This is a genomic window from Chryseobacterium indoltheticum, assembly GCF_003815915.1.
Taxonomy (GTDB): domain Bacteria; phylum Bacteroidota; class Bacteroidia; order Flavobacteriales; family Weeksellaceae; genus Chryseobacterium; species Chryseobacterium indoltheticum.
Window position 1 is genome coordinate 1,285,245 of record NZ_CP033929.1, and the last position, 17,855, is coordinate 1,303,099.

At 33.7% G+C, this 17,855-nt stretch carries 17 protein-coding genes; 14 read left to right on the forward strand and 3 right to left on the reverse strand.

What is annotated here, in order from left to right; genetic code table 11:
* Window positions 1–97: 97 nt before the first annotated feature.
* Complete coding sequence (locus EG358_RS05955) at window positions 98–1,270, reverse strand: hypothetical protein (protein WP_076562657.1); 1,173 nt, start codon at window positions 1,268–1,270, stop codon at window positions 98–100.
* 32 nt (window positions 1,271–1,302) lie between these two features.
* Window positions 1,303–3,855, reverse strand: coding sequence for a TonB-dependent receptor domain-containing protein (locus EG358_RS05960; protein ID WP_076562655.1), 2,553 nt, complete (start codon window positions 3,853–3,855; stop codon window positions 1,303–1,305).
* A 187-nt stretch (window positions 3,856–4,042) separates the two neighbouring features.
* On the opposite strand from EG358_RS05960, the gene EG358_RS05965 reads away from it, so the two are divergent.
* The 14 genes from EG358_RS05965 (at window position 4,043) to EG358_RS06030 (ending at window position 16,806) form a co-directional block, all read left to right on the forward strand.
* Window positions 4,043–4,720, forward strand: coding sequence for a response regulator (locus tag EG358_RS05965; RefSeq protein ID WP_076562653.1), 678 nt, complete (start codon window positions 4,043–4,045; stop codon window positions 4,718–4,720).
* A 44-nt stretch (window positions 4,721–4,764) separates the two neighbouring features.
* The gene (locus EG358_RS05970; protein ID WP_076562651.1) at window positions 4,765–5,796 is read left to right on the forward strand and encodes a sensor histidine kinase; all 1,032 of its coding nucleotides are present in this window, start codon (window positions 4,765–4,767) and stop codon (window positions 5,794–5,796) included.
* 130 nt (window positions 5,797–5,926) lie between these two features.
* A complete protein-coding gene (locus tag EG358_RS05975) occupies window positions 5,927–6,523 on the forward strand; it encodes an IS1096 element passenger TnpR family protein (protein ID WP_076562649.1) in 597 nt (198 codons plus the stop codon).
* 254 nt (window positions 6,524–6,777) lie between these two features.
* Entirely contained in the window at window positions 6,778–8,052 is a 1,275-nt protein-coding gene (locus EG358_RS05980; RefSeq protein ID WP_076562647.1) for an alpha-amylase family glycosyl hydrolase, read from the forward strand.
* 136 nt (window positions 8,053–8,188) lie between these two features.
* Complete coding sequence (locus tag EG358_RS05985; protein ID WP_076562645.1) at window positions 8,189–8,629, forward strand: hypothetical protein; 441 nt, start codon at window positions 8,189–8,191, stop codon at window positions 8,627–8,629.
* A gap of 122 nt (window positions 8,630–8,751) precedes the next feature.
* On the forward strand, window positions 8,752–9,501 hold the full coding sequence (locus tag EG358_RS05990; RefSeq protein ID WP_076562643.1) for an SDR family NAD(P)-dependent oxidoreductase: 750 nt from the start codon (window positions 8,752–8,754) through the stop codon (window positions 9,499–9,501).
* A gap of 150 nt (window positions 9,502–9,651) precedes the next feature.
* On the forward strand, window positions 9,652–10,446 hold the full coding sequence (locus EG358_RS05995) for a thymidylate synthase (protein ID WP_076562641.1): 795 nt from the start codon (window positions 9,652–9,654) through the stop codon (window positions 10,444–10,446).
* Between the two features lie 45 nt (window positions 10,447–10,491).
* The gene (locus tag EG358_RS06000) at window positions 10,492–10,734 is read left to right on the forward strand and encodes a hypothetical protein (RefSeq protein WP_076562639.1); all 243 of its coding nucleotides are present in this window, start codon (window positions 10,492–10,494) and stop codon (window positions 10,732–10,734) included.
* Complete coding sequence (locus EG358_RS06005) at window positions 10,731–11,036, forward strand: hypothetical protein (protein ID WP_076562637.1); 306 nt, start codon at window positions 10,731–10,733, stop codon at window positions 11,034–11,036. The genes EG358_RS06000 and EG358_RS06005 overlap by 4 nt, the downstream gene beginning before the upstream one ends.
* A gap of 64 nt (window positions 11,037–11,100) precedes the next feature.
* A complete protein-coding gene (locus EG358_RS06010) occupies window positions 11,101–11,319 on the forward strand; it encodes a hypothetical protein (protein WP_076562635.1) in 219 nt (72 codons plus the stop codon).
* 26 nt (window positions 11,320–11,345) lie between these two features.
* Window positions 11,346–13,856: a M1 family metallopeptidase gene (locus EG358_RS06015; protein WP_076562634.1), complete on the forward strand. Its 2,511-nt coding sequence runs from the start codon at window positions 11,346–11,348 to the stop codon at window positions 13,854–13,856.
* A 154-nt stretch (window positions 13,857–14,010) separates the two neighbouring features.
* Window positions 14,011–14,841 carry a T9SS type A sorting domain-containing protein gene (locus EG358_RS06020; RefSeq protein WP_076562632.1) on the forward strand — a complete coding sequence of 277 codons (831 nt, stop codon included), beginning with the start codon at window positions 14,011–14,013 and terminating at the stop codon, window positions 14,839–14,841.
* A gap of 139 nt (window positions 14,842–14,980) precedes the next feature.
* The gene (locus EG358_RS06025; protein ID WP_076562630.1) at window positions 14,981–16,309 is read left to right on the forward strand and encodes a hydroxymethylglutaryl-CoA synthase family protein; all 1,329 of its coding nucleotides are present in this window, start codon (window positions 14,981–14,983) and stop codon (window positions 16,307–16,309) included.
* Window positions 16,310–16,362: 53 nt separating this feature from the next.
* Window positions 16,363–16,806 (forward strand): hypothetical protein, encoded by a 444-nt coding sequence (locus EG358_RS06030; RefSeq protein WP_076562628.1) that lies wholly within the window; start codon window positions 16,363–16,365, stop codon window positions 16,804–16,806.
* Between the two features lie 2 nt (window positions 16,807–16,808).
* Here the strand turns inward: EG358_RS06030 and EG358_RS06035 are convergent, their stop codons facing one another.
* Window positions 16,809–17,732: an AraC family transcriptional regulator gene (locus EG358_RS06035; protein ID WP_076562708.1), complete on the reverse strand. Its 924-nt coding sequence runs from the start codon at window positions 17,730–17,732 to the stop codon at window positions 16,809–16,811.
* Window positions 17,733–17,855 lie beyond the last annotated feature (123 nt).

A 17,855-nucleotide genomic window follows, 5' to 3' on the forward strand; every position in this document is an offset into this window, starting at 1 on the left:
AATGAATAAAAGTTAATATTAAAAAAAATAACCACGCCCGGAAAATAAATTCCGGGCGTGGTTTTCAATTTAATATGAAGAAACTAATTACTTAATATTAAATACCTGCCCATCCTGCAGCCCAAGTTGGAGTTGCTGTACCGTTACCAGCACCATTTGCCGTTGCATCTTCAGTGTAAGTATTTGGTAATAAAGCTGCAGCAGGACTTCCTGTAGTTGCTTTTACAGACGCTTTAGTTGCAACATTGTCAAATTTCACTTTTGTGATTCTGTTTTGACCATTGAAATAAGTTACAGACTGATCGTGCTCTACGTTGATACCTGTAGTCCAGTTAGATAATACAACATTATCAATTGACGCATAAGTACCTTCTCTCAATTTTAGACCATCAGATTCTCCTGAAGTTGCTCCAATGAAAGTAGCATTTTTGATTGTTGGATTAGATCTTGGACTTGCATCTTTATTATTTGCATTGTTATCCGCCTCGATTCCTCTGTTTCCAACGTTATCTGCTCTTCTTTTTGTATAGATATTTGTTGCTGTTCCGTTCCAACCTTCAGTCCAGTCAAAAGCATCATCTTCGTTAGCGACAGAAATAATGTTTGATACATTTACTGTTCCACCAAAGAACTCAATACCATCATCAGATCCATTAATCATAGAGATATTGTCTATTACAGTTCCGTTACCTACACCGAATAAAGAAAGACCGTTAAATTCTTTCACTCCAGTATAAATTGCGCCTGCATATTCTATTCTTACAAACTTTAAGCTTCCTGAATTGTCATTGGCAACAGTTCCTCCATAGATTGATTCTCCTACTTCAGAAACTGCAGTAGCACCACTATTGATAGGAGCTTTACCACAGATTACCACACCTCCCCAGCTTCCTGGTGTAGGATTTGGTGAAGTAAATACGATGGGTGATGTAGCAGTTCCGTTAGCGAAAATTTTAGCACCTTGCTCTATAAGAACGTAAGAAGATGTACCTCCATTGGCTTCAATTCTAGTTCCTGCAGGAATTACCAAAGTACCACCAGCTCTTACTTTCACTGATCCAGTTAATTTATATAATTTCGTAGCATCTAAAGTTACGGTTTCACCAGACTTTACCTCTCCCTTGAAATTGGCAGGATCTGCTGCAATACCCGTTGCAGGATTTGTGATGATAACTTCATCATCATCGTTGTCACTACATGATTGAAATGCTACAGCTGTTGTAGACATAATGAATGCCGCAGCTAATAATTTTAAAGTGTTCTTTTTCATTTTACAATATTTTTATAATTTATTTTCAGTAATTAAAATTCATATGATACGCTCGCTCCTACGCCTGCCCCTCTTTTATATTTTCTCGAAACAAGCTCTCCTGTTGTATTGTCTTGAACTCTTGTAAAGTAAGGGTTTAATAAATTTCTTCCACTTAAAGAAAAGCCCATTCCGTTTACTAATTTTATTTTTAGTGTAGTATCTAATGTGCTGAATGCTTTATCTACTAGATTTCCTTTTCCAATGTTACCAAGAGCATACACATTATCTGAAATATAAGAGTAAGACACTACAAAATCCATCGTGTTTTTATTTCCCCATTTTTGTTCGATACCTAGGTTGGCATTGGCTAAGAATTCTGAAGCTCCTTGTAATTTGTCTTTAGTAGTATTGAAATTAACACTCAATTTATTTTCGCGCATCACTTTTTCTTTATCTAAGTTTTGCTCGGTATTTAAGTAAGTACCATTTAAGAAAGTATAAAATCTAGTTTTACCAGAGTCATAAATATCTTTTCTTATCTCAGCTTCCAAACCAAAAACTCTACCGGAGTCTCCTACATTGATAAAAGAAACTGTATTTGAAGAAGATGCAACTACTGTTCTAGCGATTGGGTTTTTAATGAATTTTCCAAATGCAGTTAAAGAGATTAGTTCATTTTTCTTAGGAAACCATTCCCACTTTAAATCTATATTGTAGTTATCAGCGATGTACACATCTCTGTTCCCTTGGCTTGATTCATCTATATCTTCATATTCAAATGGTGCAACTTCTAGTAAAAGAGGAGTAGTGTAAGTTTTTGAACCGGCTAATCTTAAGTTATGCTTATCATTTACACTGTATTTTAAGTTGAAAGCAGGTAAAATTTTAGAATAGTCTTTATTTACTTTTCCTCCATCTGCGAATAATGCAGTGTTATACTCAATTTCTTGTTTTAAATTATCATAACGTACACCAACTTGTGCCGTCAACTTTTCTGAGAATTTATATTCTACATTTACGTAACCTGCATTGTTCATTATTTCTGATGTAAAATATTGAGGAACAAAGGCAGTTTCATTAGATTTAATATCTCCTCTGAATGTTACAATATCGAAAAATCCTCCAGCTTGATAATTAGTACTATTAAAGAAAGAATCATAATTATTGCGATCTACAAAATAACTTCCTTGCACAGGAAGCACTCGGAAGTTATACTGTGTTGCTTTGAAATCGCTATCTTTATATCTTCCGCTATACCCCAATGTAATTTTTGTGTTTTCGCCCAATTTGTAATCAGCATGTACATCACCTACAAAATCATTTTCCAATAATCTGTCGTAATATCTGTTATTGGCTCCAGGATTGGAACTAGCAAAAAAACTGTAATCTTGAAGTTTATCATAGATTGTTATATTTTGCTGTCTGTCTGGTCTTCTGCTGTCTAGTCTGTTATATCCTAGATTCCAGACAATTTTCAATGGCTCAGATATCGTATGCTCACCTTTTAACTGGTTTGCAAGTAAGTCATTCGTTCTGTATGTAGCTCTTCTTACTTGGGTTACATATCTTTCTTGCAATGCATCATTATCATAATAATCTCTATTGTAACCACTGTAATTACCCAGTTTTTGCTCAGTTGTATGGATGTAGTTAGAAGATAAGTTGATATTGTGATTTGAATTAATCTTATAATTAACGTTTATTAATCCGGTTGTATTGGTAGTGTATTTAAATTCTTCAGAATTATCATAGATTTTATTAGTTCCTTTTTCAGTATCAAATGATCCACCAGTAATCCCTTGGAAATAATCGTAGCTGTTATCAAATCCTCCAAATCCGAAAATACTCAACTTACCTTGCTCTCCAATTTTAAAATTAGTTCCAAAATCAAAACTTAGAGCCGAGTTGATAGGATTGTTAATTTCCTGATTTTTTAGAGAAGTTTTGAACACATAACCTCTGTTCAGAATTGCATTCTTTGATGGTTTCTCAAGCATTTTAGAACCAAAGAAATTGGGTCCGTCCTGAAGGAAATAATTATTTTTCTGAACTGCATTAAAGTTTACAGAAGAGCCTAAATTAATTTTAAAATAAGGCTTTCCTGTGTAAACTTTTGTTACAATGTCAACGTTCGCTCCAGACATATCACCCCATAGTTTTGGGTTGTACACCTTTTCCAAACCGATGAAATCGATCATGTCAGTTTTTATGATACTTAAATCGATGTTTTTGTATAAAGGATCGTTTGAAGGAACCTGAAGGCCGTTAATCGTTGTAGAGTTGTTACGGTCACCCAGTCCACGGATGAATATTTGCCCACTACCTTCTTGTTTCTGTGATCCGGTTGCTTTAGTTACAGCTACAGAAACATCACCTACACCTTGTTTTTCTAGCTGTACAGAACCTACACGTTCAATTACTTCAACAGATTTTCTCTGTACCGTAATGATGTTAGATTCGCTGCCTTTCTTTGTTGTACCTTGAATAATAACACCCTCAATCTTCTTTTCGTTCTTTACGGTGTCATTTTTTTCTTGAGCGTACATTAAAGTCCCTGATGTAGTAAGGAATAATGCAGCGATACTCAGTTTTCTAAAATTCATTTCTTTTTTACTAATTACTTTCGGTGCAAAGGAAGAAAAGTTTAATGGGGTAAATGGTTTAGCGAAATTTAATTTTTTCTTAACTAAACATTACGAAAAGGATATTATTGTTAACTTTATGTGAACGATAACCATTGTGTTAATCCATCATTCAAAATTGATTAACTTTGAAACGTAAAAATTGAAAATGAACCAAAAGAAAATTCTTCTAATAGACGATGAACTCGATATTCTAGAGATTCTGTCTTACAATCTGGAAAAAGAAGGTTACGACATTTATACCGCTACAAATGGTAATGAAGGTATAGAAAAAGCCAAAGAAATTATTCCAGATTTGATCTTATTAGATGTAATGATGCCCGAAAAAGACGGTATCGAAACTTGCCAGGAGCTTAGAAAAGTAAAAGAGCTGCAAAAATCTCTTATCGTTTTCCTTTCAGCAAGAAGTGAAGAGTTTTCTCAATTGGCTGGCTTTCAGGCAGGAGCAAACGACTATATTGTAAAGCTTATCAAACCGAAAATTCTTATTTCTAAAGTAAATGCATTGCTTCAGCTGACTTCTCAGGTTTCTGATAATGCTAAACTTATTGAAATTGGCGATTTGGTAATCGATAAAGATAACTTCCGAGTTTCAAAAAGCGGACAGCAGTTTCTGTTACCGAAAAAAGAATTCGATCTGCTTTATCTTTTGGCTTCAAACACCGAAAAAGTCTTTAAAAGAGAGGAAATTCTTGAAAGAGTATGGGGAAATGACGTAATTGTTGGTGAAAGAACAATCGATGTACATATCCGTAGACTGAGAGAAAAATTAGGAATCAACACGATTCAGACCTTAAAAGGAATTGGGTATAAATTGATTGTTTAACTCAGAAAAGACTAACTTTACATTTAACTCAAAATTTTGTAAAATTGAAATTTTACAGGCTTACCTTAGTTTCATCATGTCTGCTTACATTGGTGATGTTTGTTTTAGTGATTATATTCGATTCACTAAAAGATATCTATTATAATACATCTCAGTTTAAGATTGGCCTTTTTTTGTGTGTTGTTTTGATGTTTATTATTAATTATGTTGTTTTAGAACTACTTTTTAATTATTACGCCAAAAAACAGGTACGAAAGATCTCAAAAATTCTTCCTGAAGAAATAATTTACAGCGATCAGAATAATATTACACTGAAAGAACTCGGAGAAAGATTTTCAGATTTTAATCAGCAGCAGCTCACCGAGATGGATATGATGAAAGAAATGGAAAGTTACCGTAAAGAATATATCGGAAATGTTTCACATGAGCTAAAAACACCACTTTTTTCCATTCAGGGTTACGTAGAAACTTTAGTTGACGGTGGAGTAGATAATCTGACGATCCGTGATAAATATTTGGAACGAATAGGGATCTCTGTAGAAAGATTGATAGCTATCGTTAATGATCTAGACATGATCAACAGATTGGAAGCCGGTGAAATCAATCTTACCGTTTCCAGATTTGATGTTAATATTCTTATTAAAGAAATTTTTGACCTGCTCGATCTGGAAGCCGAAAAAAATAATACCGTTTTGCAGCTTCAGACTTTACATAGCCAGATTTTTGTGGAGGCCGACAAGCAGAAAGTGTCTCAGGTTTTTATTAATTTAATTTCAAATGCTATTCACTACGCCAACAGGCAGGAAGCGAAAGTAGTGGTGAAGACAAGTGTTCTCAGAAATAAAGTACTTATCGAAGTAATTGATAACGGTATGGGAATAAAAGCCGAACTTTTACCAAGAATTTTTGAAAGATTTTATAGAGTAGAGACCAGCCGAAGCAGAAGACAGGGTGGTTCAGGATTAGGGCTAGCCATTGTGAAGCACATCCTGGAGGCTCATAACGAAAATATTACGGTAGAAAGTGTTTACCTGGAAGGCACAAAATTCAGTTTTATGCTCGAGAAAAGTAAATGATTTTGCGAAATGTAAGGAAAAAAAAGTTTCTAAAAAATTATTAAATATTTTTTGTAAAATCTCATTTATTATATATTTGCAACAAGAATTTATCACAATAAATAAGGCAAAAAGTAATTGAAATACTGATATGGTTTACAAAATCCGTGTAATATTAGATACGAAAGAAGACATTTTCCGAGATGTAGAAATCAAAGGAAAACAAACACTCTGGAACTTACATTTGGGAATTAAAAGTGCATTCAACCTTAGTGGAGATGAGCTGTCTACTTTTAATCTTCTCGAAGAAGATGGTACTGTTGTAAAAAGCGTACCACTGGAAGATATGAGTGATGATGGTGATGGCGAAATTATGTCAGATGTATACATCGATGAAGCATTTGAGTCAGCAGGAGACAAAGCGCAGTTCCAGTACGGTCTGCTTGATCTTTGGGAATTTTTCTGCGAATTGGTAGAAGTTGTAGACGAAACGAAAGGTGTAAACTACCCGATTACAACGTACAGATTCGGAAATGCTCCTTTAAAAGCTCCGGGTAAAAACGGAAGCGCCGGAGGATCAAAAAACAAAAAATCTGCAATGCCTTTATTGGATGATGATTTCAGTTTTGATGATGATTTCGTAAGTGGTAGCAGCTTTGAAGATGAAGATGACAATTTCGATGACGATGAAGAAGATGACTATAATGATGATGTTTTCGATGAAGAAGACGATGACAACGAAAGATAAATAAAATACAGCCCTGAACTAAAATTCAGGGTTTTTCGTTTTAAATAATATGACTTAATTCATAATTTTTAGCAGGAAATTACAGTCTTCAACTTTTTTTCCTTTGGTTTTAAGAGAAAAAGAGATTTTCAAGAAAATAGACATAATCAACTCGTTTAAATATTTTTAAAACTCAATTTCTTATTTTTGCTAAATAAATTCAGCTTAAAACTTATAAAGGAAATAGAAAAATTTCATTTATCTAAAAAATGACAATGAATATGGATGTACCTCAGGAATGGAAACACACCACCAATATATATGAAGTTAACGTAAGACAATATACTAAGGAAGGCACTTTCAGAGCATTTGAAAAAGAAATGCCGCGTCTGAAAAACATGGGTGTTAAAACATTATGGTTTATGCCGATTACTCCCATTGCTCAGAAAAATAAAAAAGGAAGTTTAGGAAGTCCTTATGCAGCTGCAGATTTCACATCAATCAATCCAGAGTTTGGGACGATGGATGATTTCAAACATTTGGTGAATGAAGCGCATCGTTTAGGTTTTAAAGTAATCATCGACTGGGTTGCCAATCACACAGGCTGGGACCATGTTTGGACGAAAACGGATCCTGAATTTTACCTGAAAGAAAATGGCGATTTCAAAATGGCATCCGGAATGGATGATATTATCGAGCTTGATTATGAAAATCAGGAAATGAGGAAAGCGATGATTGATGCGATGAAGTTTTGGATCGAAGAAACCAATATTGATGGTTTCAGATGCGATCTGGCTTCTTGGGTGACGGTAGATTTTTGGGAAGAAGCAAGACCTGAAGTTGAAAAAATAAAACCTCTTTTCTGGATTGGTGAATTTGATGAATTAGAAAGTCCGGAACATGGTAAAGTGTTTGACGCCAGTTATTCTTGGAAATGGATGCACAAATCTGCTGAATTTTATAAAGACAATCAGCCGATTCAAGAGCTTGTAGATCTGCTGAGAAAATATTCTCAAATAGGAGATTCCTCTATGAGAGCGTGGTTTACCACCAATCATGATGAAAATTCCTGGAACGGAACAGAGTACGAAAAGTACGGCGATATTACAAAAGCAATGGCTGTATTCTCAGCGACTTGGAATGGTATTCCGTTATTGTATTCCGGGCAGGAACTTCCTAATCACAAAAGATTAGAATTTTTTGAAAAAGATCCGATAGAATGGACGAATGACTGTAAAATGGCTGATTTTTATAAGACTTTGTTGAATCTGAAATCTTCAAACCCAGCTTTAAGAGGTGGTGATTCAAATGTGGTCACTTATCTTTTAAACACTTCAGCGAATGATAAAATTTTTGCTTACATCAGAAAAAATAAGTGGAATGAAGTGTTAGTAGTGCTCAATTTTTCAAAAGAAAACGTTGAATTTACTATTGATGATGAAAATGTGTCTGGAATTTTTAAAAATATTTTTGATGGTACCAAAAGAGATTTCAACACGGGTAAAAACTTCAGTTTTAAAGTTTCCGATTACGCTGTTTTTGAAAAATAAATTTGCATAAAAGTTATAGATAAGTTTTTCTTTTAAGATTAAATCAAAATACATAACTTTAAAAATCTTATGAATACGAGCGGGCTTTAGCCCGCTTTTTAATGAATTAAAGAAAAGACTTTAGCTAAAATTTAATATGAACAAATCTTCACTTTTAGATATTATTAAATCAAAATTATCTGAAAAAATCCAAACTTTAGAGAAACTGATTGCTGAAACCCGAGCTTCAAGCAACGATACCAAAAGTTCGATGGGCGACAAATACGAAACCGGAAGAGAAATGCTTCAGCAGGAAATCAATAATCTGCAAATTCAGTTGAATGAAGTTTTGAAACAGCAGGATTTTCTGAAAACAGTACTTCCAAAACAATCTGACAAAGCAGAAAAAGGAGCGATTGTAAAAACGGAAAAAGGATTGTTTTTTATTTCGGTTTCTTTAGGTGAAATTACTTGTGAAAATCAAAAAATCATCTGTATTTCTCCGGAATCTCCATTGGCAAAAGCAATGTTTGGGAAGCAGGAAAATGAATGTTTCTCGTTGAATAATATAAATCAGAAAATTATTGAGATTCAGTAGTTTTTAACTTTAAAACATATCATTGATTCGAAAAGAAACATTTGTGAATTTATTAACTTTTAAAAACACTTCTTTGCATAATTTTTGTTGATTTAATATCATAATTAAATACATCATTTGTTATGAAAATTTTAGACAATAAAGTAGCATTGGTTACAGGGGCAGGTTCAGGAATTGGTCTTGCTATCGCAAAATTATACGCTAAAGAAGGCGCAAAAGTTATCGTTTCCGATATTAACGAAGAACACGGAAAATCTGCAGTTAAAGAAATAAAATCAGCAGGTGGCGAAGCAACTTTTGTTAAAGCCGACACTTCAAATCCTGAACAGGTGGAAGCTTTGGTAAAAGCAACAGTTGAAACGTACGGAAGATTAGATATTGCCTGTAATAATGCCGGAATTGGTGGTGAAACGAATCAAACTGGAGATTACAGTCTTGATGGATGGAAAAAAGTGATCGATATTAATCTTGATGGTGTTTTCTACGGTTGCAAATATGAATTGACACAAATGGAGAAAAATGGAGGCGGGGTTATTGTAAACATCGCATCAATCCATGGATCTGTTGCAGCACCATTATCATCAGCTTATACTTCGACGAAGCATGCTGTTGTTGGTTTAACAAAAAATATCGGCGCAGAATACGGTCAAAAAAACATTCGTTGTAATGCAGTTGGACCTGGTTATATTGATACTCCTCTTTTGAATCAGTTGGATGCTGAGCATAAAAAAGCATTGATTGCCAAACATCCGATGGGAAGATTGGGTACATCAGAAGAAGTTGCCGAATTGGTTCTTTTCCTAAGTTCTGAAAAATCATCTTTTATGACGGGAGGTTATTATTTGGTTGATGGTGGCTATACCGCAGTTTAATATTTCGAAAAATAAAAATGTTCAAGCATTCATTTTTATGGATGCTTTTTTTTGATAGAAAATTAGAATCGTATTGATATGCTAACTTTAAGTTTTAAATGAAGATTTTAAACTTTGTTTTTTTTAAATTTGAAGCTGATAATTTTCACAATGCAAAACTACCTCGATTTACTCCAGCATATTTTAGATAACGGAACCGATAAAACCGACAGAACAGGAACAGGAACACGAAGTGTTTTTGGATACCAGTTGCGTTATGATTTGTCAAAAGGATTTCCTTTGGTTACAACTAAAAAGGTTCATTTGAAATCTATTATTTATGAATTGCTTTGGTTTATTAAAGGTGATACCAATATTAAGTATCTCACTGATAATGGAGTCTCTATCTGGAACGAATGGGCAGATGAAAATGGCGATTTAGGTCCTGTTTATGGTGCACAATGGAGAAGCTGGAATGGTGCCGACGGAAAAGTAGTTGACCAATTTTCTGAAGTAATCGAACAGATCAAAACAAATCCTGATTCCAGAAGATTAATTGTCTCTGCGTGGAATGCAGCTGAAATTCCGAATATGGCTTTGGCGCCTTGTCATGCTTTATTTCAGTTTTATGTCGCAGATGGAAAATTGTCGCTTCAATTGTACCAAAGAAGTGCCGATGTTTTCCTGGGAGTTCCTTTTAATATTGCAAGTTATGCGCTTTTATTAATGATGGTTGCTCAGGTTACCGGATTAGAAGTTGGTGATTATGTGCATACTTTTGGTGATGTTCATATTTACAACAACCATTTTGAACAGGTTAATAAACAGCTTTCCCGAGAGACACGACCTTTACCAACAATGAAACTTAACCCTGAAATCAAAGATATTTTCGATTTTAATTTTGAAGATTTTACTTTAGAAAATTACGATCCGCATCCGGGAATCAAAGCGCCTGTGGCGATATAACTTTTTAGTAATAAAATTATTAACTTTGATTAAAATCCTGGAATTATGGAAATTAAAATCAGTTTAGACGAATATGCAGATGTTCCTTTCATTAAAAAACTTTTGTCTCAGATAAAAGGAATTAATCATATTGAGATTTCAGAAAATGATAAAACTTATTCGTGGGAAGAAATTGAAAATTCAGAGGTCTTTGCAAAAGTAATTGAGCAAAGCAGAAATCAAATTAAAAATGGCGAATATGAAGAGTTTTCGGAAGAATTAATTGATTCGATTTTTAATAAGAAATGAGAATTATTTTTTCGAGAGATGCTATTAAAAGTCTTCAAGAAATCACTGACTTTTTGAATTATCGCTGGAGTCAAAAAGAGTTGAAATTTTTCAAGAATGATTTGAAGAAATTTAAGCAATCACTTAATGATAAAATAATTTCTTATCCATCAATAGATTTAGATAGTAAACTACGATTTGCTTTATTAGGAAAAAAGCAAGTTAAAGTATATTTTGAAATACAAATTAATTGCGTAGAAATCTTATTATTTCTCCCATCAAAAGGTAATCCTGAGAAATTAGAAAGAATGCTCAATAAATAATCAAGTGAAGTACAAAACTTCACTTTTTTTGTAACGTTCACGCCAAAATATCTACTTATCGCTTATGAAATCACTAAAAATAACCATTGCAGAAAATACGGATGTTGAAAAATTGAAAGAACTTTTGCTTCAGGTAAAAGGAATTAATGATATTGAAATTATCGACGACGAAAACCCTGAAAGTGATCTTAAAAAAGCTTTCGCAAAAACTAAAGAACAGTTGAAGAAAGGTGATTACGAAACATTAGTCAATGATATTTTTGATATTCTGATTAAAAAATAATTCAAAAAAAAATAATATAGAAAAGGATGAGAAAAGCCATTTTATCTATTGCAATACTTGGAGTTTTATTCTCCGCAAACGTATCTGCACAAACAGAAACTTCGGGAAGAGAAAAAGTCTACAGAGCAACGCACACAAAAGTTACGGAGCTTAAGCATACTAAACTTAAAGTCAATTTTGATTATCAAAAAGAGCAGATGAATGGCGAAGAATGGTTAACAGCTTCTCCGTATTTTTATCCTTCTAATGAATTGACGCTTGATGCAAAAGGAATGTTGATCCACGAAGTGGCTTTAGATAATAACGGTAAAAAATCTCCTTTAAAATATGAGTATAAAGATGATGTTTTAAAGATAAGCCTTGATAAAACGTATACAAGAAACCAGGATTATACAGTGTACATCAAATACACGTCTCGTCCGAACGAAGTGAAGCAGGAGGGAAGTGCAGCTATTAATGATGCAAAGGGTCTTTATTTCATCAATGCTCAGGGAAAAGATGCTGATAAGCCAACACAAATCTGGACTCAAGGTGAAACTGAATCTTCTTCAGCATGGTTTCCAACAATTGATAAACCGAATCAGAAGACTACACAGGAAATCTTCATGACGGTTCCGGATAAATACGTTACCCTTTCAAACGGTATTTTAAAAGAATCTAAAAAAGAATCCAACGATTTAAGAACCGATCATTGGGTGATGGATAAAAGACATTCAACCTATCTTTTCTTCATGGGAGTTGGTGAATATGCCGTGGTAAAAGACAAATGGAAAAATGTTCCTGTAGATTATTATATTGAAAAGGAATACGAACCGTATGCAAAACAGATTTACGGAAACACTCCGGAAATGATCGATTTTTTCTCTAAAAAATTAGGTTACGATTATCCTTGGGCAAAATATGCACAGATTTCCGGAAGAGATTATGTTTCCGGAGCAATGGAAAATACAACAGCAACACTTCATGGAAGTGATATTCTTCAAAAGCCTGGACAGTTAATCGATGAGAACAAATGGGAAGATACCATTGCTCATGAATTATTCCACCATTGGTTCGGCGATTTGGTAACGGCGGAAAGCTGGAGCAATCTTACCGTTAATGAATCTTTTGCAAACTATTCAGAATATCTTTGGAACGAATATAAGTACGGAAAAGATCAGGCAGATTACCATCAGTTGGAAGATGTGAATCATTACATCCACAATCCTTCAGATTTCAAAAAAGATTTGGTAAGATTTGATTATAGCTCTCGTGAAGATGTTTTCGATTTGGTAACCTATCAGAAAGGAGGCGGAATTCTTCACATGCTGAGAAATTATCTTGGTGATGATGCCTTTTTCGCCGGAATTACAGATTATCTTAAAACCAACGAATACAAGAATGCCGAAGCACATCAATTGAGGTTATCTTTTGAAAAAGTTTCTGGTAAAGATTTAAACTGGTTCTTCAATCAATGGTATTTCGGAAGCGGAAATCCAAAATTAAACTATACATATACTTTTGAGCCGGTAAAAAAACAGGTTACTGTTATTTTAAACCAATCTCAGGATTTGCCTTTTGAATTTCCTTTGGCAATCGATGTTTATGATAACGGTAAACCAAAAAGATATAATGTTTGGGCAAATGCTGCCACAAAAAATACATTTACTTTTGATTCTTCTAAAAACCCGGATCTCATTAACATCAACGCGGACGGCGTTTTGTTAGCTGATATTACGGAGTCTAAAACTCCGGAGCAGAACTTATTGCAGTTCACCAATTCTAAAGAGTTTAAAAGCAAGTACATCGCTTTAAATGCAATAAAAGATCAGGTAGGCAAAAATCCGACTGCTACAAAATTATTGGCTGCAGCGATAAAAGATCCTTTCTTCAGAATAAGAATCAAGGCTTTGGAGTTGATGGATCTAAGTAATCCTGAGCAAATGAAAGCTTTGGGAAGTGATGTTGAAAAACTGGCTTCAAATGATCCTAAAACTTTAGTTCAGGGTGCAGCAATTGCGGCTTTAGCAAAAACAAAGGATAAAAAATATGTTCCTGTTTTTGAAAAAGGAGTTAATGCAGTTTCCAATTCTGTAAAAGGAAATTCTTTGGCTGCGATCGTTTCTGTAGATCCTTCAAAAGTAAATACGCTGGCTGATAAAATTAATTTGGAAGGTGCTTCTGAAGATATGCTGACCCAGCTATTGCCTATTGTTGTTAAAAATAAAGTGACTTCGCAGATGGCAAATATTGCTCCGATTGCGGCATTTTATCCTTTTATAAAATTCCAGAATCCTGAATTGGGGAAAGTGGCAGAAGAAGGATATAACTGGATAATGACTTCAGATAATTTAAAAGCTACAGAAAGTATCACAAAGATTCTTGGTCAGGCTAAAGATCAGATGGGGAATAATCCGCAAGTAAAAATGATGATTACTCAAATGCTGAAAGACGGTCTCAATAAGAAAATGGAACTTCTTAAGCAGAATCCGCAAAAAGCATCAAGCATCAATCCGCAAATTGACGCAATCAATAAAGCGATTGAAAATTTTAAATAAATAAAAATTTATGTTTACAAGAACCACTGTTTAGACAGTGGTTTTTTATTTGAAGAAAATAGCTTTTTGGATATTTGTTAATGTATTTGCTTTTTTTATGTTATTTTAATACATAAATAGTATATTTGTTAATAAACCTTTAAAATAAGATTTTATGAAAACAAAACTATTTTCTAAATTTGTATCAAAACGTACATATCTTGCCATTGCGGTTCTTGGGATTTCGTTTATGAATGCACAGATTACTACATTTCCCTGGACAGAAACTTTTGAAGACAACTCACCTACAAGAGCCAGCTGGACTCAGATTTATGAGGTAAATAATATGTCTTGGACATTTGCTTCCACAGCTTCTACGGGCGGAACTGGAGTTACCGCGTACGAAGGAACAAAATTTGCAAATTATCCCGGAACTTCACATAATTTTGATAAAACAAAATTGGTAAGCCCTGTATTAAATTTGTCGGGCGTTAATAGCCCAACAGTTAGCTTTTATTATATAAATAAGTTATGGGGTTCTGATCAAAACTGGTTGAGAGTATTTTACAGAACTTCCGCAACTGCGGCTTGGGTTCAGCTTGCTGAGTTCCATTCTAATATTACTGCTTGGACGTCTTCAGGATCAATAGGGCTTCCTCCTACAACGTATCAAATTGCTATTGAGTGTGAGACTGATTACGGATATTCTACATTAGTAGATGCACTGGTTGTTTCAGGAGCTAATTTAAGTGTAAGTGATGTTAAGAAAACTGTGAAATCTTCAATCAGTTATTATCCAAATCCTGCGCAAAATGTATTGAATTATAAGAGCAGTGAAAAAGTGAGTCAGATTACCGTTTATAACAGTGTAGGTCAAAAAATTCAGTCTCACAAAACAGATTCAGATCAAGGTCGATTAGATGTTTCTGCATTACCAAGCGGAACATATATTGTAACTGGTGAAACAGCATTAGGAACAGAAACATTCAAAATGATTAAAAAGTAATTAAAATTTAATCAATACAACAATATCATTTTAAAGCATCTCCAACGAGATGCTTTTTTTGTTTAATCAATAAAAAAATAGACGATTATCCAGTATTTTTTGCAACATCTTTCATAAATTAGTTTAAAATTTGACGATTATGAGTTTTGGAATTGAGGCTGCAGCTTATTATGTGCCTTCTTTGTATTTGGAAATTAAGGATTTAGCAGAAAAAAGAGGAATTGAACCTGCAAAACTGGAAAAAGGATTAGGCTTACATAAAATGGGTTTCCCCGATTTACATGAAGATGCTGCTACATTTGCTGCGGGAGCATTGCTGAAATTAATAAAAGAATATCAAATCAATCCCAAAGAAATTTCCCGTATTTATTTAGGAACAGAAAGTGCAATCGATGCCGCTAAACCAACGGCTTCTTATGCAATGCAGATGGTAGAAAAAGTTTTGGAACCGGAGTTCGGAGAAAGATGTTTCAAAAACTGCGATGTGGTAGATATGACTTTTGCGTGTATCGGAGCAGTAGATGCGCTTCATAATTCTTTAGATTTTGTAAGGGTGAATCCCGATAAAAAAGCAGTGGTTATTGCAAGCGATTATGCTAAATACGAACTGGCTTCTTCTGGTGAATATACCCAAGGCGGAGGAGCGGTCGCTTTGCTAGTTTCTGCGAAACCAGATTTAATTGAAATTGAAAATAATTGGGGAATTGCTACAGAATCTGTTTTTGATTTTTTTAAACCCAGAAGACATTTCAAAAAAGAAGATTTAAAGAATGCTACTGAATCTTTTCCAGACAAAATAGAAATCTTTACGGATGAACCTGTATTTGACGGGCAATATTCCAACCAATGTTATCAGGATAGAATCAGAGAAGCTTATCAGCATTATGCAGAGGTTTCTGGTAAAACAAAGCCTTCAGAAAACTGGAAATACCTTATTTTCCACCTTCCGTATGCATTTCATGGCAAAAGAGTTTTTACAGAAATTTACAGCTTAGAAAACGGACTCAATTATTCAACTCCTGAGGAACAAAAAACGGTTGCGAAATCTGAAAACTATATCCAATTTATCAATAATAAAATTGAAAAAACACAGCGTGCATCGTCTGAAATAGGAAATATGTACACCGCTTCGATTTTTATGGCCTTACTTTCAGCATTACAGACTTCTTTTAATGAAAATGAAGAACTAGCTGGTGAAGAACTAGGATTTTTAGGTTACGGAAGCGGTTCAAAATCAAAAGTTTTTGCCGGAAAAGTTTCTGAAAACTGGAAAACTGTCGTTGCAAAATGGGATTTATTTGAAAATCTTAAGAACCGTCTAGCGATTGATTTCGATACTTACGAAAAGCTTCATAGAAAACAGTTGGAACATTCTGTAAATCCTGATTACACCGGATTTGGCTTAGAATCTGTGGAATTGGAAAATCCTGTGTTGAAAGGAGCGAGGTATTACGGTTATAAAGGATAAAAATAATAAATAAAGCATCTCTTTTGAGGTGCTTTGTTTTTAGACTAAATAATATGCGAAATTTAATTTATCTGATTATCATTTTTGCTTTCACTTCATGTGCTGAGAAAAAGAATGATTACGAAATTATAAATACCTTTTTTGATGAGCATAAAATAAGTGTGAAGAATCTTTCTTCAGAACCATTTTATCTAAAAGAAGGACTGGAATACTGGAAAGAAAAAGAGTTTACAGATTTGAATTTTGAAATTATTAAAAATGAAAAATATAAGATTGATACTTCTTTAGTGAAAAATAAATATATCGATTCAAAATCTATTTTGTGTAAAACAAGAATATCGAAACCTTTATTTTCAAAGGATAGAAAAAGAATACTTCTAGCTGTAGATGAAAATTGTGGTTCAGATAAAAGTTTAACGATTTATTTACTTAAAAAAGATAAAGGAAAATATGTTTATGAAACTGATATTAATTCAACAAGAACTTATCGTCATTAGAATTAAATATGACACATAATCTTATTCTGATAACTTTTCGGCGTCACACCAACCAATTGTTTAAAAACCCTTGTGAAATAATTAGTATCAGAAAAACCGGTTTGAAAGGCAGTTTCCTTGATGCTGTTATTTAAAGCTAAAAGTTCTTTTGCCCTATTAATTCGTTCCTGAAGAATAAAATCATTAGGCGAAGTTCCTAGTTCATCTTTAAACATTTTAAAGAAGTTTGATTTGCTTACATAAGCCAGTTTCGCAATGCTGTCAATTGAAAGTTTTTGGTGGATATTTTTCTTGATATAATCTACTACAAACCCGATTCTGGATTTATTTTTAGCAATATTTTTTTCTACCATAGTTCTTGCCTGAGTTTGCATCAGCCTTATTAGTAATTCCTTCAAAGCAAAATCTGCCATAATATCTTTCTGTGAATTATCATCCATTGCAATTCTCATAATATTGTTGGTTGCAGAAGCCAAAGACTTATTATTAAACAGAAAATACTCATCCAGCTGTATATTCCATGTTGAGGTTTCATCAACTTTTGGAAAATTGTAGTTGAGGTGATTCAGAGAATTTTCAATGAATTCTGGATTTAAGCTTAAAGAAATACATTGAGAAGGGGTTTCGTCTGCATCAGGAAAATCGATGACCATCGTTTCACCGGGAGCGACCAAAATGCTTTCTCCGGGATGGTAATCAAAATAATTGGTTTTATTTTCCAGTTTCATGTGCTTTCTACCGCGGAGCATTGCTGTAAATGCAATGTTGTCAAAATGTAGTTTTACGCCGTAAGCAGACTTGTGGGTTTCGTAAATGCTAAATTCACAGTTGTTTAGATTGAATAATGTCTGGTTTTCGACCAAGTTCAAAAGCTGGCTTTCCTTCTTTAATTCAGGAGTATTTAATAAAAACTTGTTATCATTCATTTCTAACATTTTTCGAGACCTATCTATTCAAATATAAAGATTAATTGACTATTTATTTGTTAATGAAACGATAAAAATTAGAACGGTGTACTATTTTAATATTTTTTTGTAGGATTCTGCTAT